Annotated in this window: 15 protein-coding genes; 3 read left to right on the top strand and 12 right to left on the bottom strand. The window is 56.2% G+C overall.

Translation table 11 applies throughout. The features are described from left to right. Positions 1-22 precede the first annotated feature (22 nt). From IB237_RS10620 to IB237_RS10600, 5 genes are all read right to left on the bottom strand, one after another. A complete protein-coding gene (locus IB237_RS10620) occupies positions 23-1,051 on the bottom strand; it encodes an ABC transporter ATP-binding protein (protein ID WP_192488595.1) in 1,029 nt (342 codons plus the stop codon). Next, positions 1,039-2,733 carry an iron ABC transporter permease gene (locus IB237_RS10615; RefSeq protein ID WP_192488594.1) on the bottom strand — a complete coding sequence of 565 codons (1,695 nt, stop codon included), beginning with the start codon at positions 2,731-2,733 and terminating at the stop codon, positions 1,039-1,041. Before IB237_RS10615 ends, IB237_RS10620 begins: the two co-directional genes overlap by 13 nt. 8 nt (positions 2,734-2,741) lie before the next feature. After that, positions 2,742-3,725 (bottom strand): ABC transporter substrate-binding protein, encoded by a 984-nt coding sequence (locus tag IB237_RS10610; protein ID WP_192488593.1) that lies wholly within the window; start codon positions 3,723-3,725, stop codon positions 2,742-2,744. Between the two features lie 89 nt (positions 3,726-3,814). Beyond that, positions 3,815-4,693 (bottom strand): PhzF family phenazine biosynthesis protein, encoded by an 879-nt coding sequence (locus tag IB237_RS10605; protein ID WP_192488592.1) that lies wholly within the window; start codon positions 4,691-4,693, stop codon positions 3,815-3,817. A 150-nt stretch (positions 4,694-4,843) separates the two neighbouring features. Then, the gene (locus tag IB237_RS10600; RefSeq protein ID WP_192488591.1) at positions 4,844-6,088 is read right to left on the bottom strand and encodes a PLP-dependent aminotransferase family protein; all 1,245 of its coding nucleotides are present in this window, start codon (positions 6,086-6,088) and stop codon (positions 4,844-4,846) included. Between the two features lie 298 nt (positions 6,089-6,386). On the opposite strand from IB237_RS10600, the gene IB237_RS10595 reads away from it, so the two are divergent. Next, the gene (locus tag IB237_RS10595) at positions 6,387-6,839 is read left to right on the top strand and encodes an RbsD/FucU family protein (protein ID WP_192488590.1); all 453 of its coding nucleotides are present in this window, start codon (positions 6,387-6,389) and stop codon (positions 6,837-6,839) included. A gap of 59 nt (positions 6,840-6,898) precedes the next feature. Here IB237_RS10595 and IB237_RS10590 read toward each other — a convergent pair whose 3' ends face one another. From IB237_RS10590 to IB237_RS10575, 4 genes are all read right to left on the bottom strand, one after another. Beyond that, positions 6,899-7,288: a DUF4440 domain-containing protein gene (locus IB237_RS10590; RefSeq protein ID WP_192488589.1), complete on the bottom strand. Its 390-nt coding sequence runs from the start codon at positions 7,286-7,288 to the stop codon at positions 6,899-6,901. A gap of 363 nt (positions 7,289-7,651) precedes the next feature. Beyond that, complete coding sequence (ilvC, locus tag IB237_RS10585) at positions 7,652-8,671, bottom strand: ketol-acid reductoisomerase (RefSeq protein WP_192488588.1); 1,020 nt, start codon at positions 8,669-8,671, stop codon at positions 7,652-7,654. 70 nt (positions 8,672-8,741) lie between these two features. After that, complete coding sequence (locus IB237_RS10580; RefSeq protein WP_192488587.1) at positions 8,742-9,365, bottom strand: TetR/AcrR family transcriptional regulator; 624 nt, start codon at positions 9,363-9,365, stop codon at positions 8,742-8,744. Between the two features lie 160 nt (positions 9,366-9,525). Then, positions 9,526-9,930 (bottom strand): helix-turn-helix domain-containing protein, encoded by a 405-nt coding sequence (locus IB237_RS10575; protein WP_192488586.1) that lies wholly within the window; start codon positions 9,928-9,930, stop codon positions 9,526-9,528. A 160-nt stretch (positions 9,931-10,090) separates the two neighbouring features. Between IB237_RS10575 and IB237_RS10570 the strand changes: the two genes are divergently transcribed. Continuing rightward, positions 10,091-10,975: an SDR family oxidoreductase gene (locus tag IB237_RS10570; protein ID WP_192488585.1), complete on the top strand. Its 885-nt coding sequence runs from the start codon at positions 10,091-10,093 to the stop codon at positions 10,973-10,975. Positions 10,976-11,134: 159 nt separating this feature from the next. On the opposite strand, the gene IB237_RS10565 is transcribed toward IB237_RS10570, so the two are convergent. Further along, the gene (locus IB237_RS10565) at positions 11,135-12,043 is read right to left on the bottom strand and encodes an AraC family transcriptional regulator (RefSeq protein WP_192488584.1); all 909 of its coding nucleotides are present in this window, start codon (positions 12,041-12,043) and stop codon (positions 11,135-11,137) included. A gap of 188 nt (positions 12,044-12,231) precedes the next feature. Between IB237_RS10565 and IB237_RS10560 the strand changes: the two genes are divergently transcribed. Continuing rightward, on the top strand, positions 12,232-13,278 hold the full coding sequence (locus IB237_RS10560) for an NAD(P)-dependent alcohol dehydrogenase (protein ID WP_192488583.1): 1,047 nt from the start codon (positions 12,232-12,234) through the stop codon (positions 13,276-13,278). Between the two features lie 83 nt (positions 13,279-13,361). Here IB237_RS10560 and IB237_RS10555 read toward each other — a convergent pair whose 3' ends face one another. Continuing rightward, entirely contained in the window at positions 13,362-14,627 is a 1,266-nt protein-coding gene (locus IB237_RS10555) for an NAD(P)/FAD-dependent oxidoreductase (RefSeq protein WP_192488582.1), read from the bottom strand. Positions 14,628-14,710: 83 nt separating this feature from the next. Next, positions 14,711-15,466 carry a pyridoxine 5'-phosphate synthase gene (locus IB237_RS10550; RefSeq protein WP_192488581.1) on the bottom strand — a complete coding sequence of 252 codons (756 nt, stop codon included), beginning with the start codon at positions 15,464-15,466 and terminating at the stop codon, positions 14,711-14,713. Between the last annotated feature and the right edge of the window lie 337 nt (positions 15,467-15,803).

Genomic DNA, 15,803 nt, shown 5'->3' with positions numbered 1-15,803 from the left:
AGTTGCCGTCAGGCTTTTTTCGCTACAGCCGCCAGGCAGCTCTGATGGCAACCGGAATAAAATCACCAACATTTGCAGCATCGCGGCTATAGGCACGCAGGCTCTGGCCATCGGGCAGTGTCAGGCGCAGCGCATAACGCTCCCCTTCATAGAGAGATGACGTAACGCGGCAACGAATACCATCTGCGTCCTGCACCACATCCTGCGGGCGAACAAGAATATCACCGGTCGGCGATACGCCTTTTCCCTTGGCAAAAGCCGGTGCCAGAATGCTCCAGTCCAGTTCGCGATTGTCCTGTTGCGGCAGCGCCAGAGAAACGATTGCTCCCTGCCCGACCAGAGAACCGACCAACCGCCCTTCCGGACGGGCATAAAGCTCCGCTGGTGGTGCCACCTGCAACAGCTTGCCTTGAGACATCACAGCCACATCGGTTGCCAGCGCCATGGCCTCGGACTGGTCATGGGTGACGTAGATCATCGTGGCACCGGAACTGATGTGAAACTCACGGAAGGTCTCTTCCATCTCCTGGCGCAAATGCCGGTCGAGATTGGCCAGTGGCTCATCCAGCAACACCACATCCGGCTCTGTCACCAGGCACCGCGCCAGTGCCACACGCTGACGTTGGCCACCGGAGAGTTCTGACGGCCGGCGGTTGGCGTAGTTTTCCAGTCGCACCGCCGCCAGTGCGGCGGCGACCTTGCTGCGGTACCGCTCGCCGGAAATGCCACGCACCTTCAGCGGATAACCGGCATTGTCAGCCACCGTCATATGCGGCCACAGTGCGTAGGACTGAAACACCATCGCCATGTTGCGGCGTTCCGGTGGCACCATGCTGCCGGCGTCGGCCAGCACACGCTCGCCCAGCAGAATGGAACCATCGCTTGGCTGCTCGAAACCGGCAATCATGCGCAGCACCGTTGTCTTGCCGCAACCGGAAGGCCCCAGCAGCGCCAGAAAACCGCCATCACGAATGGTCAGCGAGACATCGTCCACTGCAGGTTTGCCAGTACCAAAGTCCTTGGACAAACGGTTGAGGATCAGTTTTGCCACGGTACAACTCCCTTCGGCAATTTGCGCCCAAGCAGTTCCAGAAGCAGCATGAGAATGATCACCATGGCCACGACAAGAACGGACAGTGCAGAGGCAAGATCGAAACTGCCGCTATCATCAAGATTGTAGATAACCACCCCAAGTGTCTGGGTGCCGGCTGACCACAGCAGCGCAGACACCGTCAGCTCATTACAGGCGATCAGAAAGACCAGAATAATCGACGCCCCAGCCGCCGGTGCCACCAGCGGCAGGATGATATCCTTCAACCGGCGCCAGAACCCCGCCCCGGCCAACCGGGCTGCCTCTTCCAACGCAGGATCGAATTGCGAGAAGGCACCAACCATCGGCTTGAGGCTGACGGCAAAGAACGATGAGAAATAGGCCAGCAGAATAATCCAGATCGTGCCGTAAAGCGTCACGCCGACAAAAGGCAATGGTGCGGCCAGAAGCAGGATGAAGGCCACGGCAATAACGATGCCCGGCAAGGCATAGGGAATATCCACCAGCGCCGACAGGATGAACATGAAGCGGCTTTTCGCCCGCACCAGAAAATACGCCGTCAGCAATGTCACCAGAAGGAGACCTGCGGCCGTAACACTGGCGAGGAACATCGAATTCAGGAAGGCAGTACGCGTCGAGGCCTGCCGGAACAGGACTTCCTCATAGGCATGCAAGGTTGCTGTCTTGAGGCTGAGTGGCACACCATAGGCCGGTGCAAGCGAGCTTGCGACAAGGGCTGCCAGCGGCGCAACCAGAATGAAGAAGATGGCAAGCCACAGCAGGACTTCGAGCGGCAAACGCCAGGAATGTAGCCGGAAGGTCGCGACCTTGCCCGACAGACCGATGATGCGGTAATCGCGGCCCTTCATGGCTCTTTCCTGCACCGCAAGACCGGCCACCGAAATAATGGCAATCATGCCCGACAACATGGCGATGTCGCCAAATGTGCTGGTGCCGAAGCTGGCAAAGCGGCTGTAGATCAGCGTCGGGAGCGTGAAAATCGAGGCCGGGATGCCGAGAATGGCCGGAATACCGAAATTGCCAACGCCAGAGACAAAAGCAATGGCCGCACCGGCAATCAGCCCCGGTGTCGACAGGGGAAGAATGACGTCTTTCAGCACCCGCCATGAGGTGGCGCCCGACAGGCGGGCGGCCTCGATACCATCCTGCGGCAGCGCCAGCAGGCCAGCCCTCAGGGAAAGATAGACCAGTGGCGCGTGTTGTACGCCAAGCAGCAATGCAATGCCGCCGATCGAATAAAGCGGTTGTGGCGAACCCAGAGCTGGCGCGAGGCCAATCGCCTTCAACAACGTGCTTGATGGACCCGTCATGCCAATCCACGACAGGGCCGTTACCTGTGGCGGGATCATCATTGGCAACATGAACAGGAAACTCATGGCAGCCTTGCCGCGCACGTCGCACAGCGTCAGTGCCAAGGCGAAACCGCCGCCAATCACAACGGAAATGATCATGCCAAGAAATGAGGTGACCAGACTGTTCAACACCGCTCGCCACAGGGCTGGATCAGTCAGCAATGGCCATAAGTCACCATTCAGTGACGATAGAATTCCGGTATAGGCAAGACGCCCCAGCGGCAGGGCGCTGAGGACGAAAACCACCAACACCACAAAGGGAAACAGCCAGCGCGGCTGGCTGTTTGCTGATGCATTCAAAACGGACATAATGTGATTTAGCCGTTCGAACCGAAGATGTCGGAGAAGGTCTTCAGGTCTTTCTCGGAGTTCTTGAGAGCTTCCGGAGCATTGATTGGCAGAACCTTGATCTTGTCGCGGACCGGGAAACCTTCTGGCAGAGCGACGTCGTTGCGTGCTGGAATGTAACCAAGCTTCAGGAAGCCTTCCTGGCCGTCCTTGGATAGAACGTAATCAACGAACTTCTTGGCGGCTTCCGCATGCTTCGTTGTGGACAGAATGCCAACCGGCTCGGTCACGGCCGAAACACCCTCTTCCGGGAAGATGAATTCAATCGGCGCGCCCTTGGCCTTTTCGCGGATTGGCATGTAGTCAACCACAACGCCATAAGCCTTTTCGCCAGAGGCAACAGACTTCAGCACACCACCATTACCGCCAGCGGCAACCGCACCATTTTCCTTGAGCGCCTTGTAATAGTCCCAGCCAAGGCTGTCGACGCCAGCCAGCGTCTGCGCATGAATGAGAGCTGCACCCGAGGTCAGCGGGCTTGGCATGGTCACCATGCCCTTGGCTTCCGGCTTTTCCAGATCCTTCCAGCTGGTTGGCTTCATCGCAGCGGCAGTGTTGTACATGATGCCGCTGGTGATCAGCTTGGTGGAGTAGTAATAACCATCGGCGTCATACAGCGAAGCGTCGAGATTGGCGGCTTCCGGCGACTTGTAGGCCATCAGCTGACCAGCCTGCTTCATGCGCTCCAGGGTTACCGTGTCGGCAATCAGCAGAACGTCGGCAACCGGATTGCCGGCTTCGATTTCCGCCATCAGCTTTGCCATGATCTTTGGCGTTCCGTCGCGAACCCACTCGACGTCGAGGCCGGGATTGGCAGCCTTGAAGCCATCGACTGTAGCCTGCGCATCTTCATTTGGCTGGCTGGTGTAGAGCACCAGATCAGCAGCGTTGGCGCTGCCAACAATCATTCCAAATGAAACGAGAGCAGTGAAAGCGGAAAGAAGGGTTTTCATGGGTCCATTCCTGTTATGAGGTGGCCCCGCTAAAACACATATCTATAACATGTATGTGACAGTCCATTTTTCAGGCCTGTCAATACACCTCATATCACAACACTACCTGCGATAACGCCGGTCACCTCACCAGCGATCCAGATGTCGTCGTCCAGCTTCTCGACATAGACGCGCCCGGCACGACCAAGCACCGTGCCCTGACTTGCGACATAGCGTTGTGGCGCGACACCTTTGCCCATGAGCCACTGGGCAACACCGGCATTGAGACTGCCGGTGACAGGGTCTTCGCAGTTGTCGCAAAATGCCCGCAGCTCGAAATCGGTTTCAACCTCGTCCTCATGGGTGCATGGTGCCACCACACCAACTTGAAAATGTCCAAGTGCCGCATAATCCGGCCGAATATTCAAAACATCCGCTCTGGTTTTCAACAGCAATGACAGCCAGCCCGGACCATTGTCCGTCCAGTTTGCGTCGACGATGGCGCTGGACGCCACGCCAAGGGCCGCAGCTACCGTCGCCAGCGTCTCGGCATCGACAGACCCGGATTTGCGCAAAGGCGGTGCGGCAAATGCCGGCCTGCCGTCACTGATGCGGATACGCACCAGTCCTGCCCCACACTCCTGCACAATGTCCTGCATTCCGGTTTTGCCATGATAAGCAAGCCAGACATGGCAGGATCCAAGTGTCGGATGACCGGCAAAGGGCAACTCACCCATTGGGGTAAAAATCCGCACGCGATAATCAGCACCATCAACCGTCGGCTTCAGCAAAAACGTGGTTTCGCTAAGATTTGTCCAGCTGGCAAACGCCGCCATTTGCGCGTCCGAGAGATCATCAGCATCGCAGACCACCGCCAGCGGATTTCCCTTGAATGGCTGTGAGGAAAAGACATCGACCTGGTGAAAGGCATGTGTTTGGGTCACGGAGAATTCCCTTGGGAAACGGGCGTCAGATGGTCTGTCATTCATGCAGGCACAGGCAGGTGCTGCCGTAAAAACTGACAATAAGATAGAAAAAGAATTGCCGGCAAACGCGGACAGCCGGCAACATGCGGCTTGAAACCGCAGATGAAAGGCAGCGGGATACTTCTCCCGCTACCCTCACGCATCAACAACCAATCAGATGATTGGCATCGTCGCGCTGGTTGTCGCTTCTGCACCGGCAACCAGACGACCAAGGCGCTTGATGCCCTCGTCGATCATCTGCTCGTTGGCGCAGGAGAAGCTGATGCGCAGCGTGTTGCTGCCCGAACCATCAGCAAAAAATGCCTTGCCCGGCACGAAGGCAACGCGCTCGCTCGACAGAGACTTGGCCAGCAATTCAGCACCGTCAATGCCTTCTGGCAGCGTCACCCAGATGAACATGCCACCTTCTGGTTTTGTCCAGCGAGCGGTCTTCGGCATGTATTTTTCAAGGGCTGCCAACATGGCATCACGACGGGCGCTATAGGTTGCCTTGATCTTGGCGACCTGCTTGTCGAAACCGCGCGAAGCAACATGTTCGATGGCCATCTGGTTGATGGTCGAGGAATGCAGGTCAGCAGCCTGCTTCATCAGAACCAGCTTGCGGATGACTGGCATGGAGGCAACAACGAAACCAACGCGCAGACCAGGTGCCAGCGTCTTGGAGAAGCTGCCGCTATAGATGGTGCGGGTGTTTTCAATGCCGCCGCTGCGCTCAATGTCGAGTGCCAGGATCGGCGCAATTCCTTCGCCGTCAAAACGCAGGTTCTGATAGGCAGCGTCTTCCAGAACGGCGATATCCAGCTCATCGGCCAGTTCCAGCAGCTTCTTGCGGTCTGCAAGGCTGACGGTTTCACCGGTCGGGTTGGAGAAGTCGGCAGACAGATAGGCAAACTTCACCGAACCACCGGCCTTGGTGGCGTTTTCACGGTAGGTTTCCGGCGTGCGGTTGCCGCCCGGGTTTAGCTGGTCATAGGTCGGCTCATAGGCGTTGAAGGCCGAGAGAGCGCCAAGATAGGTTGGCCATGTCACCAGCGCGGTATCCTTCGGCGACAGGAACAGCTTGCCGAGATAATCGAGCGCCTGCTGCGAACCGGAGGTGATGAAAACATTGTCCACGGAGCATTCAATGCCGATCTTCGCCATGTCGGCAACGATCCACTCGCGCAGCGGCTTGTAGCCTTCGCTGACGGAATATTGCAGGGCAGAATTTACCTGTGCACCGGAAAAAATATCGGAATAGGCCTGCTTGAATTCCTGATCTGGGAACAATGCAGGGTCGGGAATGCCGCCTGCAAACGAGATGATATCCGGCTGCTCGAGCAGTTTAAGCAGCTCACGGATTTCCGACGCCTTCATGCGCGAAGAGCGCGTGGCGAAAATATGTTCCCAATCAAGCATGGGTACGTTTCCTCTTGTTTCGTTTTTTGTGCTTTTATCTTTACAGAAAACTCGAAAGGTCAGCAATGCTGACTTATCGAATTTTGGTACTATTTTTCGACTCTACGACGCACTCCCAAATGCAGCCGCACACTCCATTACAACTCCCTTTAAGACTTAACAATTCCCAACTGTCAGCAGTTGAACGGTGCACTCACCTGCCCCCATCAGCCAAACAATGGCCAATCACGCATTGACGAAACGGTAATTTCCGGGTCGATTGCACGGCAACTGATTTGCATTTTTCGAGGAGGATAGAATGCTCAAGAATATCGACCCGGCGCTCAATGCCGATGTTCTGCATGCGCTACGCGCCATGGGTCATGGCGATACGCTGGTCATTTCCGACACCAACTTCCCATCCGACAGCGTGGCACAACACACCGTAGTCGGTCAGGTATTGCGCATGGAAAACATTTCTGCTGCCCGCGCCATGAAGGCAATCCTTTCGGTTCTGCCGCTGGACACGCCCTTGCAGCCCTCCGTCGGCCGCATGGAAGTGATGGGCGCACCGGACCAGTTGGAGCCTGTGCAGGCCGAAGTGCAGAAAGAAGTTGATGCCACCGAAGGCAAATCCGCCCCGATGTATGGCATTGAGCGCTTCAAGTTCTACGAGGAAGCCAAGAACGCTTACTGCGTGATCACCACGGGTGAAACCCGTTTTTACGGCTGCTTCATCCTGACAAAGGGTGTGATTCCACCAACAGCCTGAGTGCGGTCCTCTGCACCAGATGAAAACCTGAATGAGCGGCCCCCTGCCCGCTCATTCCTTCAAACCGGGATTGGCGTGCCCTGATGAAAACGCAACTGCCAACCTGCGCCCTCCCGGCTCCAGATTGACGATCGGTTAGCGCGCTCGATGTTCTCACCGTATCTGACTTCGCTGACATAGGTCACCTGCACGACATCCGCAGACAGATGACGAGCATGGAATTCTGGTAGCGGAATGGTCGCATCAATTACTTCTGCAGAATGCGTATCAAAAAACATCTCCGCACGCGCATAGGTCTTGCCTGAGCGGCCGAATTCAAAAAAGTCGGCAGCAAACACCTTGTCCATCAACGCGTTGTCAAAACGCGTCTCGCCGATCCACAGGCACTCTTCCAGCCTGCGGATGGCATCCCAATCTTCTTTTGTTAGAGACACATCTGCGTCGCGCATAAGGCTGCCCTGTCTGTTTTATCGGGGTTTATCAGACCAGTTTTTACCGGGTTTCACAATAAAGGAAGCAGCGACTGGCGACTACCTTGCTCACCCCTGCGCCCCCCCCGACGCCGTCATGTCAGGGCTTGTCCTGAGGATCTAACCCCTTCACCCAAATCGCAACGTCAGCAGATCCTCGGGACAAGCCCGAGGATGACGCCAAGTTAAGTGACGCAACAAAAAAGGCCAGAGCTTTCGCCCCGGCCTCTATCAATTCAACCTAAGCAAATGGCTTAGTTGACAGCTTTGTCAACCACCTGTTCTTGCCGAGACCCACGATGCCGCAGGCACGCAAACAACAAACAGGGATCGGCCAATGGCTTAGTTAACAGCCTTGTCGACCAGCTTGTTTTTGCCGATCCATGGCATCATGCCGCGCAGCTTTGCGCCAACTTCTTCGATCTGGTGAACATCGTTCATGCGGCGGATGCCCTTGAAGCGTGCGCCACCAGCCTTGTATTCCTGCATCCAATCAGACGTGAACTTGCCTGTCTGAATGTCTGTCAGAACGCGCTTCATTTCAGCCTTCGTTTCGGCAGTGATGATGCGAGGACCGGTAACGTATTCGCCCCACTCCGCAGTGTTGGAGATGGAGTAGTTCATGTTGGCAATGCCACCTTCGTAGATCAGGTCTACGATGAGCTTCACTTCGTGCAAGCACTCGAAGTACGCCATTTCAGGTGCGTAACCGGCTTCGGTCAGCGTTTCGAAACCAGCGCGGATCAGTTCAACCAGACCGCCGCACAGAACAACCTGCTCGCCGAACAGGTCGGTTTCGCACTCTTCACGGAAGTTGGTTTCGATGATGCCCGAACGGCCGCCGCCAACGCCACAAGCGTAGGACAGAGCAACTTCAAGAGCGTTGCCGGAAGCATTCTGGTGAACAGCAACGAGGCAAGGCACGCCGCCGCCCTTCTGGTATTCGCCGCGAACCGTGTGGCCTGGGCCCTTCGGTGCGATCATGACAACGTCAAGCGTGTCCTTTGGCTCGATGAGGCCGAAGTGAACGTTGAGGCCGTGCGCGAAAGCAATCGCTGCGCCGTCACGGATGTTGCCAGCAATTTCTGCCTTGTAGATGTCGGCCTGCAGTTCGTCAGGCGTTGCCATCATCAACAGGTCTGCCCACTTTGCAGCTTCTGCAACGGTCATGACCTTGAAGCCGTCAGCTTCTGCCTTCTTGATGGTCGGCGAACCGGCCTTCAGCGCGATAACGATATTCTTCTGGCCGCTATCCTTGAGGTTGAGCGCATGGGCGCGGCCCTGCGAGCCGTAACCGACGATGGCGACATTCTTCGCCTTGATGAGGTTGAGATCGGCATCACGATCGTAATAAACGCGCATATCAGTTCCTTCTCTATGCTAATCAGGTTGAGACGGTGCGGGAAGGCAGCCCTGTCCCGCAGCCGCGTGATTATTTCTGCACACCATAGAGCGTCAGAAATGCCGTAACGGCCTTTCTTGCCCGTGGTGCGAAATCCTTTTCCGGTGCCTCGCCCAGCAGCATGCGAACATGCAGATCCGAGACGATAAGACCGTAAAACATGCGATAAGCCTCTTCGACGTCATCGATGCGAAGTAGGCCGGAGCGACGCCCCGTCTCCAGCAGAGCCTTGGCGCGACGGTCGATCTGGCGACGGCCGCGCTCCAGAAGCAGCGTGCCAAGCTTGGAGCCGTCACGGCTGCTCTGCCCGACCGCCAGACGGTTCAGCGCCAGCGAAACGTCGCCTGCCAGAACGTCCAGCAAATCATGGGCAAAAACGTCAAGATGTTCTTTCAGCTGCTCAACGCTGAGGCGTTCACCGGTACGCTCGATTGTGCGGACCTTGCTCTGCTGAAAGGTGATCATCGCAGCCAGCAGACCATCACGGTCGCCAAACCACTTATACAGGCTTTCCTTGGAACAGTTGGCCGCGCGTGCCAGACCGGATGTGGTCAGCGCTTTATCCCCACCCTCGACAAGCAATTTCAAAGCCTGCTCCAGAACAGCGTTCTGACGCGGCGAAAATTCCTGTGTTGTGATTGGATCGGTTGTCACGGCATTCACTCCAGAAGTACGGATTAGTACCGTACAGTACGGTTCTGGCGATGGATAAGAGAATGCCTTGTCCGGGTCAAGATATTTTTTAAGAGAACGTTACGATTTGGCGCAGCGCAGCATAAAAGCTGCGACGCAACCAATCTCGCTTTCGCGGCAGTCAGACAGCCTTGTCGAATTCGGCACGCGCAGTCCGCACAGCATGCTGGTTTTCCAGCGCCCAAAGGATAACCTTCGACACAGGTTCATAAAGCGAATGCCCGAGCGGCGTCATGCGATATTCAACGCTTGGCGGCTTTGTCGGGAAAACCTCACGTTCGACATAACCGTCGCGCTGCAAATCACGCAAAGTCTGCGTTAGCATCCGCTGCGAAATATCGGGCACCATGCGCCGTAACTGACCGAAACGATAGGGTTTTTCAGCCAAGGCCTCCAAAAGCAGAGTTGCCCACTTGCCACCAATCTGGCTGAGAAGATCACGCACCGGGCAATTGTCGAAATCCAGCGCCGAATAATCGATAGTGCCGCTGTTTTTCGGTTTGAAGCCGGAAGTTGGCGCATCCATGGTGGTTCCCTTTTGGTAACGATCTACCCCGAAAGTGCCTTCTTTACAGCACACGGTCAATTCCTATTTTAGCCTTGGTCTCTTTTTGAGAGCAGCAAAACAAGCCGCCGCTCATAACACGCAAACCAGCGCCACACGAAACCAAACAAGGAAACACGCCATGAGCAAAATTCTCGTCACCGGAGCAGCAGGCCAGCTTGGTAAAGCCGTCATTCAGCATCTTCTGGAGACTTACAAGGTGCCTGCATCCGACATCGTCGCCGCCAGCCGCGACACATCCAAGCTCGTCGATTTCGCTGCCAAGGGCGTTGAAACCCGCAAGGCTGATTTTGATGATGAAGCCTCTCTGACAGCAGCTTTTTCCGGCATCGACAAGCTGCTGATCATCTCCACCGACGCTCTTGCCGTGCCCGGCCAGCGCCTCAAGCAGCACACATCAGCCGTTAATGCCGCGGCCAAGGCCGGCGTAAAACATGTGCTTTACACGTCCATGCCAAACCCGGACAAATCGCTGGTTACCTTTGCACCTGACCATCTCGGCACAGAACAGGCCGTGAAGGCGAGCGGCCTGCCCTATACCATCATCCGCAATGCCTGGTATAACGACAACTACCTACATGCCATGCCGCACAACCTGCAGACCGGACAGTGGTTCACCTCAAGCGGCACCGGCAAGGTTCCCAACATTTCGCGTGACGATTGCGCCCGTGCAGCCGCCGCTGCCCTTGCCAAGGGCAAGGCAGAAAACAAGACCTACACCATCACTGGTCCGCAGTCGCTGAATGCCGATGAGGTCGCCGCCCTGATCACCGCCGCTACCGGCAAACCGCTGGCCGTCGTCCAGATCAATGACGAGCAACTGAAGCAGGGCATTGAAGGCGCAGGTCTTCCCGGTTTCGTCGCCGACATGCTTGTATCGGCCGATGCAAATATTCGTGCGGGCAACTTCGATGGCGTCACCAATGACTACGAAACGTTGACCGGCGAAAAGCCGCAGTCTGCGGCTGATTACTTCAAGGCCAACAAGGCAGCCCTGATCGGCTGATTCCATCAAGGTTTCTGAACGCACAAAAAAGGAGGCAGGCCAACACCTGCCGCCTTTTGCATTTCGGTTTTTCTGTCGTGATTTACTCGAAGAAACCGCGCCAACAGATTCTAAACATACCCGAATCGCCACGTAATAACCTTGCGGCATCCAGTCTCGTTATTCCGCAGCCATGCTTTCGCGTGACGCCTCAACATCGCGGGCTGGCGACAGGCCGTAGACACGGCTGTATTCCCGGCTGAACTGCGAGGGGCTTTGGTAACCGACACGGTGACCAGCAGTGCCGGCGTCTAGCCGTTCCAGCAACATCAACCGCCGTGCTTCCTGCAGGCGAAGCTGTTTCTGGTACTGCACAGGTGTCATTGCGGTGATTGCCTTGAAGTGGTGATGAAAGGACGACACGCTCATGCCGACATGATCGGCAAGGTCTTCAATCCGTAACTGGCGGGCAAAGTTCTCGCGCAGCCAGGCAATGGCACGGGCAATGCGGTTACCATGTGTGTCGGCCGCAACGATGCCCATCAATTGCTCACCAGCTGGCCCAGTCAACACGCGGTAGAGGATTTCCTCTTCTATCAGCGGCGCCATGGCTGGAATGTCGGATGGACGATCAAGCAAACGGAGCAACCTTGTGGTTGCATCGAGAAGTTCCGGTGTTGCCGCGTTGACGACAATGCCCCGCTGGCCGGTTGCAGTCTCTGCACGCCGCCGGATATGGGCGCGGGTCATAAGATCCAGCACTTTTTCACCGCTGATGGCAAGCGTGATGCAGAAATGCGGAACTTGTTCGCTGGCCTCGACCACACGCCATGCGACAGGTAGGTCCAGCGAACTCAGCAGATAGTCACCCGCCGCATAATTGATGGTGTCTGTACCCAGTTGCAGGCTTTTAGCGCCTTGAATCACCATCGCAAGACAAGGACGGTAGCTACCGTGGCACGGCGCACTTGGTGACGAGCGTTTGCTGATACCCAGACCGTCGACGGCCGTCTGCACCTCTCCGTCAACAGGCGCGTAACGCGCAGCGATCGAAGCGATTTCATGATAGGGGCTAAAAGGCAGCGTCATTGGTCAAGTCTCTTCGAGAAAGAACGGATCCGGTAGGCTACATCTAGATTACGGCGGCCCTTTCGCAAAGGCCACGCCCATTCAATTTGCAGGATCGTGCAAAAAGGCTGGAGGATCGCTCTAACGGCACAGCGCATTTTCATTGCAGTATCCGCCATCGCTTTCCCAAACCTGAAAGGAAACTTCAGATGGCTATTGCAAGAGGTTATGCTGCGACGGATGCGTCTAAGCCACTCACTCCTTTTACCTTTGAACGTCGCGAGCCGAATGACGATGACGTTGTCATCGACATCAAATATGCGGGCATCTGCCACTCCGACATTCACACTGTTCGCAACGAATGGAAAAACGCCGTTTTCCCAATCGTTCCTGGCCACGAGATTGCCGGCGTCGTCAAGGCTGTCGGTTCCAAGGTCACACGCTTCAAGGTCGGCGATCACGTCGGCGTTGGCTGCTTCGTGGACAGCTGTGTCGGCTGCGCAACCCGCGATCTCGACAACGAACACTACATGCCAGGTTTGGTCCAGACCTATAACGACAACGATGCTGATGGAAAAACCAGAACGCAGGGCGGTTACTCCGACCATATCGTTGTCAAGGAAGGTTATGTCCTGTCGATCCCGGACAACCTGCCGCTCGACGCCTCCGCACCACTGCTGTGCGCCGGTATCACGCTTTACTCGCCGCTTCGTCGTTGGGAAGCCGGTCCGGGCAAGAAAGTTGCCATTGTCGGCATGGGTGGTCTTGGCCACATGGGCGTAAAGCTCGGTGCTGCACTGGGCGCAGACGTGACAGTGCTTTCGCAAACGCTTTCCAAGCGTGAAGATGGCCTTAAGCTCGGCGCGAAGGAATATTATGCCACCAGCGACGCATCGACCTTCGAAAAGCTGGCCGGTACATTTGACCTGATTATCTGCACCGCAGGTGTGGCCATCGACTGGAACGCTTATCTCGGTCTGTTGAAGCCAAAGGGCAGCATGGTTGTGGTTGGCGCGCCTGAGCATGCCATTCCGGTTCACGCCTTCTCGCTTATCGTCGGCGCAAGAAGCCTGTCCGGTTCGATGATCGGTTCGATCAAGGAAACCCAGGAAATGCTGGATTTCTGCGGCAAGCACAACATTGTCTCGGAAATTGAAAAGATCGACATCAAGGACGTCAACGAAGCCTATGAGCGGGTGCTGAAGAGCGACGTTCGTTACCGCTTCGTCATCGACATGGCGACACTTCCAGCCTGATTGCTGACCAATGGTCTGAATAAACAAGGGGCAGGATGCGATATGCATCCTGCCCCTTTTGTGTTTGTATCAGACGCGTGGTGTCACGCCTCGTCTTTGAGAGTTTCTTTCTGGGTAATCAGGCGGGCGCTGTGCTGACCGCTAAGATAGATCCACAACCAGCTCCATGCCACCGCAAGACGCGAGCGCGTGCCGATCAGGAAGTAGATGTGGGCAAGACCCCAGATCCACCAGGCAAGCCCGCCCTTGAGGCTGAACTTGCCGAAGTCGATAACGGCCGCACGTTTACCGATCGTCGCCAGATTGCCCTGATGCCTGTAACGAAACGGTGCTGTGAATGGCACGCCAGTCAGACGGGCAACGATGAGTCTCGCAACATAACTACCCTGCTGTTTTGCCGCTGGCGCTATACCCGGCACCGGCTTGCCACTTTGCTGCGTTACGGCGGCCGTATCACCAATCACGAACACATCAGGATCACCCTCAATGGTCAGGTCTGGCCCGACAATGGCGCGCCCTGCCCGGTCGGCGGCGATGCCAAGCCATTGCGCGGCGGGAGATGCCTGCACGCCTGCCGCCCACACCACGGTGCGGCACGCCACAAAACGATCTCCAATTGTCACACCTTCATCCGTGCAGGCTGTAACCGGTGTGCCAAGCGAAACCTGTACGCCAAGCTTTTCCAGCGCATCCTTGGCATAAGCGGAAAGGTCTTCGGTAAACACCGGCAATACACGTGGACCAGCCTCCACCAGAATGACCTTGGCTTTGGTGGTATCAACACGGCGGAATTCCGGTGGAAGAATTTTATGCGCCAATTCGGCAATCATGCCGGCCATTTCCACACCGGTCGGGCCAGCGCCGATAATGACGAAGGTCAAAAGCGCTTCGCGCTCCGCCGGGTCGTTGCTGAGCTCGGCCTTTTCAAAGGCCAGCAGCAAACGACGGCGTAACGTTGTGGCATCCTCCAGGGTCTTCAGACCCGGCGCCACGCTTTCCCACTGGTCATTGCCAAAATAGGCATGGCGTGCACCGGTTGCCAGAACCAGCGTGTCGTATCCGATGTTTTCACCGGTCTTCAACTGCACGGTTTTTGCCGTACGGTCGACGCCGGTCACCTCAGTCAACAGCGTGGTGACCTCTTTGCGGTCCTTGTACAGCAGGCGAATAGGCCAAGCGATTTCGGATGTGGCAAGAACGGTGGATGCGACTTGGTAGAGCAGTGGCTGGAACAGGTGATGATTGCGTCGGTCGATCAGCGTTATGCGAACAGGAGCGCCTTTCAGCCCATGTACAAGCTGAAGCCCGCCAAACCCGCCTCCGACAACAACGACATGATGTTCCTGCATAAAACTGCCCCTTGGTCATAATAAATAAAGCCCGCGCATGGGAATGCGCAGGCCCAATTTATAAAGCCAAAACTTGACAATAGTTATGAAATATCCTGACCGCAGGCGCGGCAAAAACGCCGCACCGTCTCAACCATGCCATATTCCAGAGCATCCGCAGTCAGCCCGTGACCGATGGAGACCTCGGCCAAATAAGGAATGCGCTTGACCAGCGCCGGTAGATTGGCAACCGTCAGGTCATGACCAGCATTGACCGCAAGCCCTAGCGCCCTGGCGTGATCGGCCGTCTGGCCCAAAGCCTCAAGCAGTACTGCCTCTTTTGCCGGATCATCATAACAGCCACCAAACGGGCCAGTGTAAAGCTCGATACGTGCGGCACCGGTTTCAGCAGCCAGTTCCACGGCAGAGCGGTCTCCGTCACCATCGGCAAACAGCGACACGCGCATGCCACTGGCTTTAAGACGCGCCACGGTTTCCTTGAGGAGACTTGAATGTTTGTGAAAATCCCAACCATGGTCGGACGTGGCCTGCGACGGATCATCCGGCACCAATGTCACCTGTTCAGGCTGTGCCTGTTCGCACAGCAACAGAAATTCTTCCGTTGGATATCCCTCAATGTTGAACTCCGCCTGCGGGAACTCGTCATCAATCAGCGCGCGCAACACAGGCAAATCGGAAAACCGAATATGGCGCTGGTCTGGCCGCGGATGCACCGTCAGACCGCTGGCACCGGCCTGAAGCGCCAGTCGGCCAAAATGCTCGACATCCGGCCAGGGCAGATCGCGCCTGTTGCGCAGCATAGCTATGGCATTGAGATTAACGGATAAAGTGGTTGGCATGACGGCAGCCCTTGGAAAAGCAAATCAGGAGTGAGTACTCTCTTTTATCAAGGATGCAGTAACAGAAGGGCAACAACCAGGAAAAAATGTATTCGGCATGGAACAGAATCAGAAATGGGTTCATTATGCTAAATTCGCGCAATCCGCTGAAAGGAATGCCGCCCGTGAGAGATGTTTCCGGCCATAGGACCAATCACACAAACGACGCTCGCCTTGTGAGTGGCACACCTCATGATTGCGCCAGGCAAACATTTCACTTCAGACATCAACGATGAAAGACCAGACACGCGAGAGGGCCAATCTCGCGCGGTTCATTCATGGAATGTAGCGACTGATC

The organism is Agrobacterium sp. AGB01 (genome assembly GCF_014851585.1).
In the GTDB taxonomy this organism is placed as follows: Bacteria; Pseudomonadota; Alphaproteobacteria; order Rhizobiales; family Rhizobiaceae; genus Agrobacterium.
This window is presented reverse-complemented; position numbering and strand designations above follow the sequence as displayed.

Bases quoted from the DNA above. Each gene is read 5' to 3' on its own strand.
- IB237_RS10615 (WP_192488594.1), bottom strand. From the start codon at position 2,733: ATGTCCGTTTTGAATGCATCAGCAAACAGCCAGCCGCGCTGGCTGTTT.
- IB237_RS10610 (WP_192488593.1), bottom strand. From the start codon at position 3,725: ATGAAAACCCTTCTTTCCGCTTTCACTGCTCTCGTTTCATTTGGAATG.
- IB237_RS10605 (WP_192488592.1), bottom strand. From the start codon at position 4,693: ATGAATGACAGACCATCTGACGCCCGTTTCCCAAGGGAATTCTCCGTG.
- IB237_RS10600 (WP_192488591.1), bottom strand. From the start codon at position 6,088: ATGCTTGATTGGGAACATATTTTCGCCACGCGCTCTTCGCGCATGAAG.
- IB237_RS10595 (WP_192488590.1), top strand. From the start codon at position 6,387: ATGCTCAAGAATATCGACCCGGCGCTCAATGCCGATGTTCTGCATGCG.
- IB237_RS10590 (WP_192488589.1), bottom strand. From the start codon at position 7,288: ATGCGCGACGCAGATGTGTCTCTAACAAAAGAAGATTGGGATGCCATC.
- ilvC (WP_192488588.1), bottom strand. From the start codon at position 8,671: ATGCGCGTTTATTACGATCGTGATGCCGATCTCAACCTCATCAAGGCG.
- IB237_RS10575 (WP_192488586.1), bottom strand. From the start codon at position 9,930: ATGGATGCGCCAACTTCCGGCTTCAAACCGAAAAACAGCGGCACTATC.
- IB237_RS10570 (WP_192488585.1), top strand. From the start codon at position 10,091: ATGAGCAAAATTCTCGTCACCGGAGCAGCAGGCCAGCTTGGTAAAGCC.
- IB237_RS10565 (WP_192488584.1), bottom strand. From the start codon at position 12,043: ATGACGCTGCCTTTTAGCCCCTATCATGAAATCGCTTCGATCGCTGCG.
- IB237_RS10560 (WP_192488583.1), top strand. From the start codon at position 12,232: ATGGCTATTGCAAGAGGTTATGCTGCGACGGATGCGTCTAAGCCACTC.
- IB237_RS10555 (WP_192488582.1), bottom strand. From the start codon at position 14,627: ATGCAGGAACATCATGTCGTTGTTGTCGGAGGCGGGTTTGGCGGGCTT.
- IB237_RS10550 (WP_192488581.1), bottom strand. From the start codon at position 15,466: ATGCCAACCACTTTATCCGTTAATCTCAATGCCATAGCTATGCTGCGC.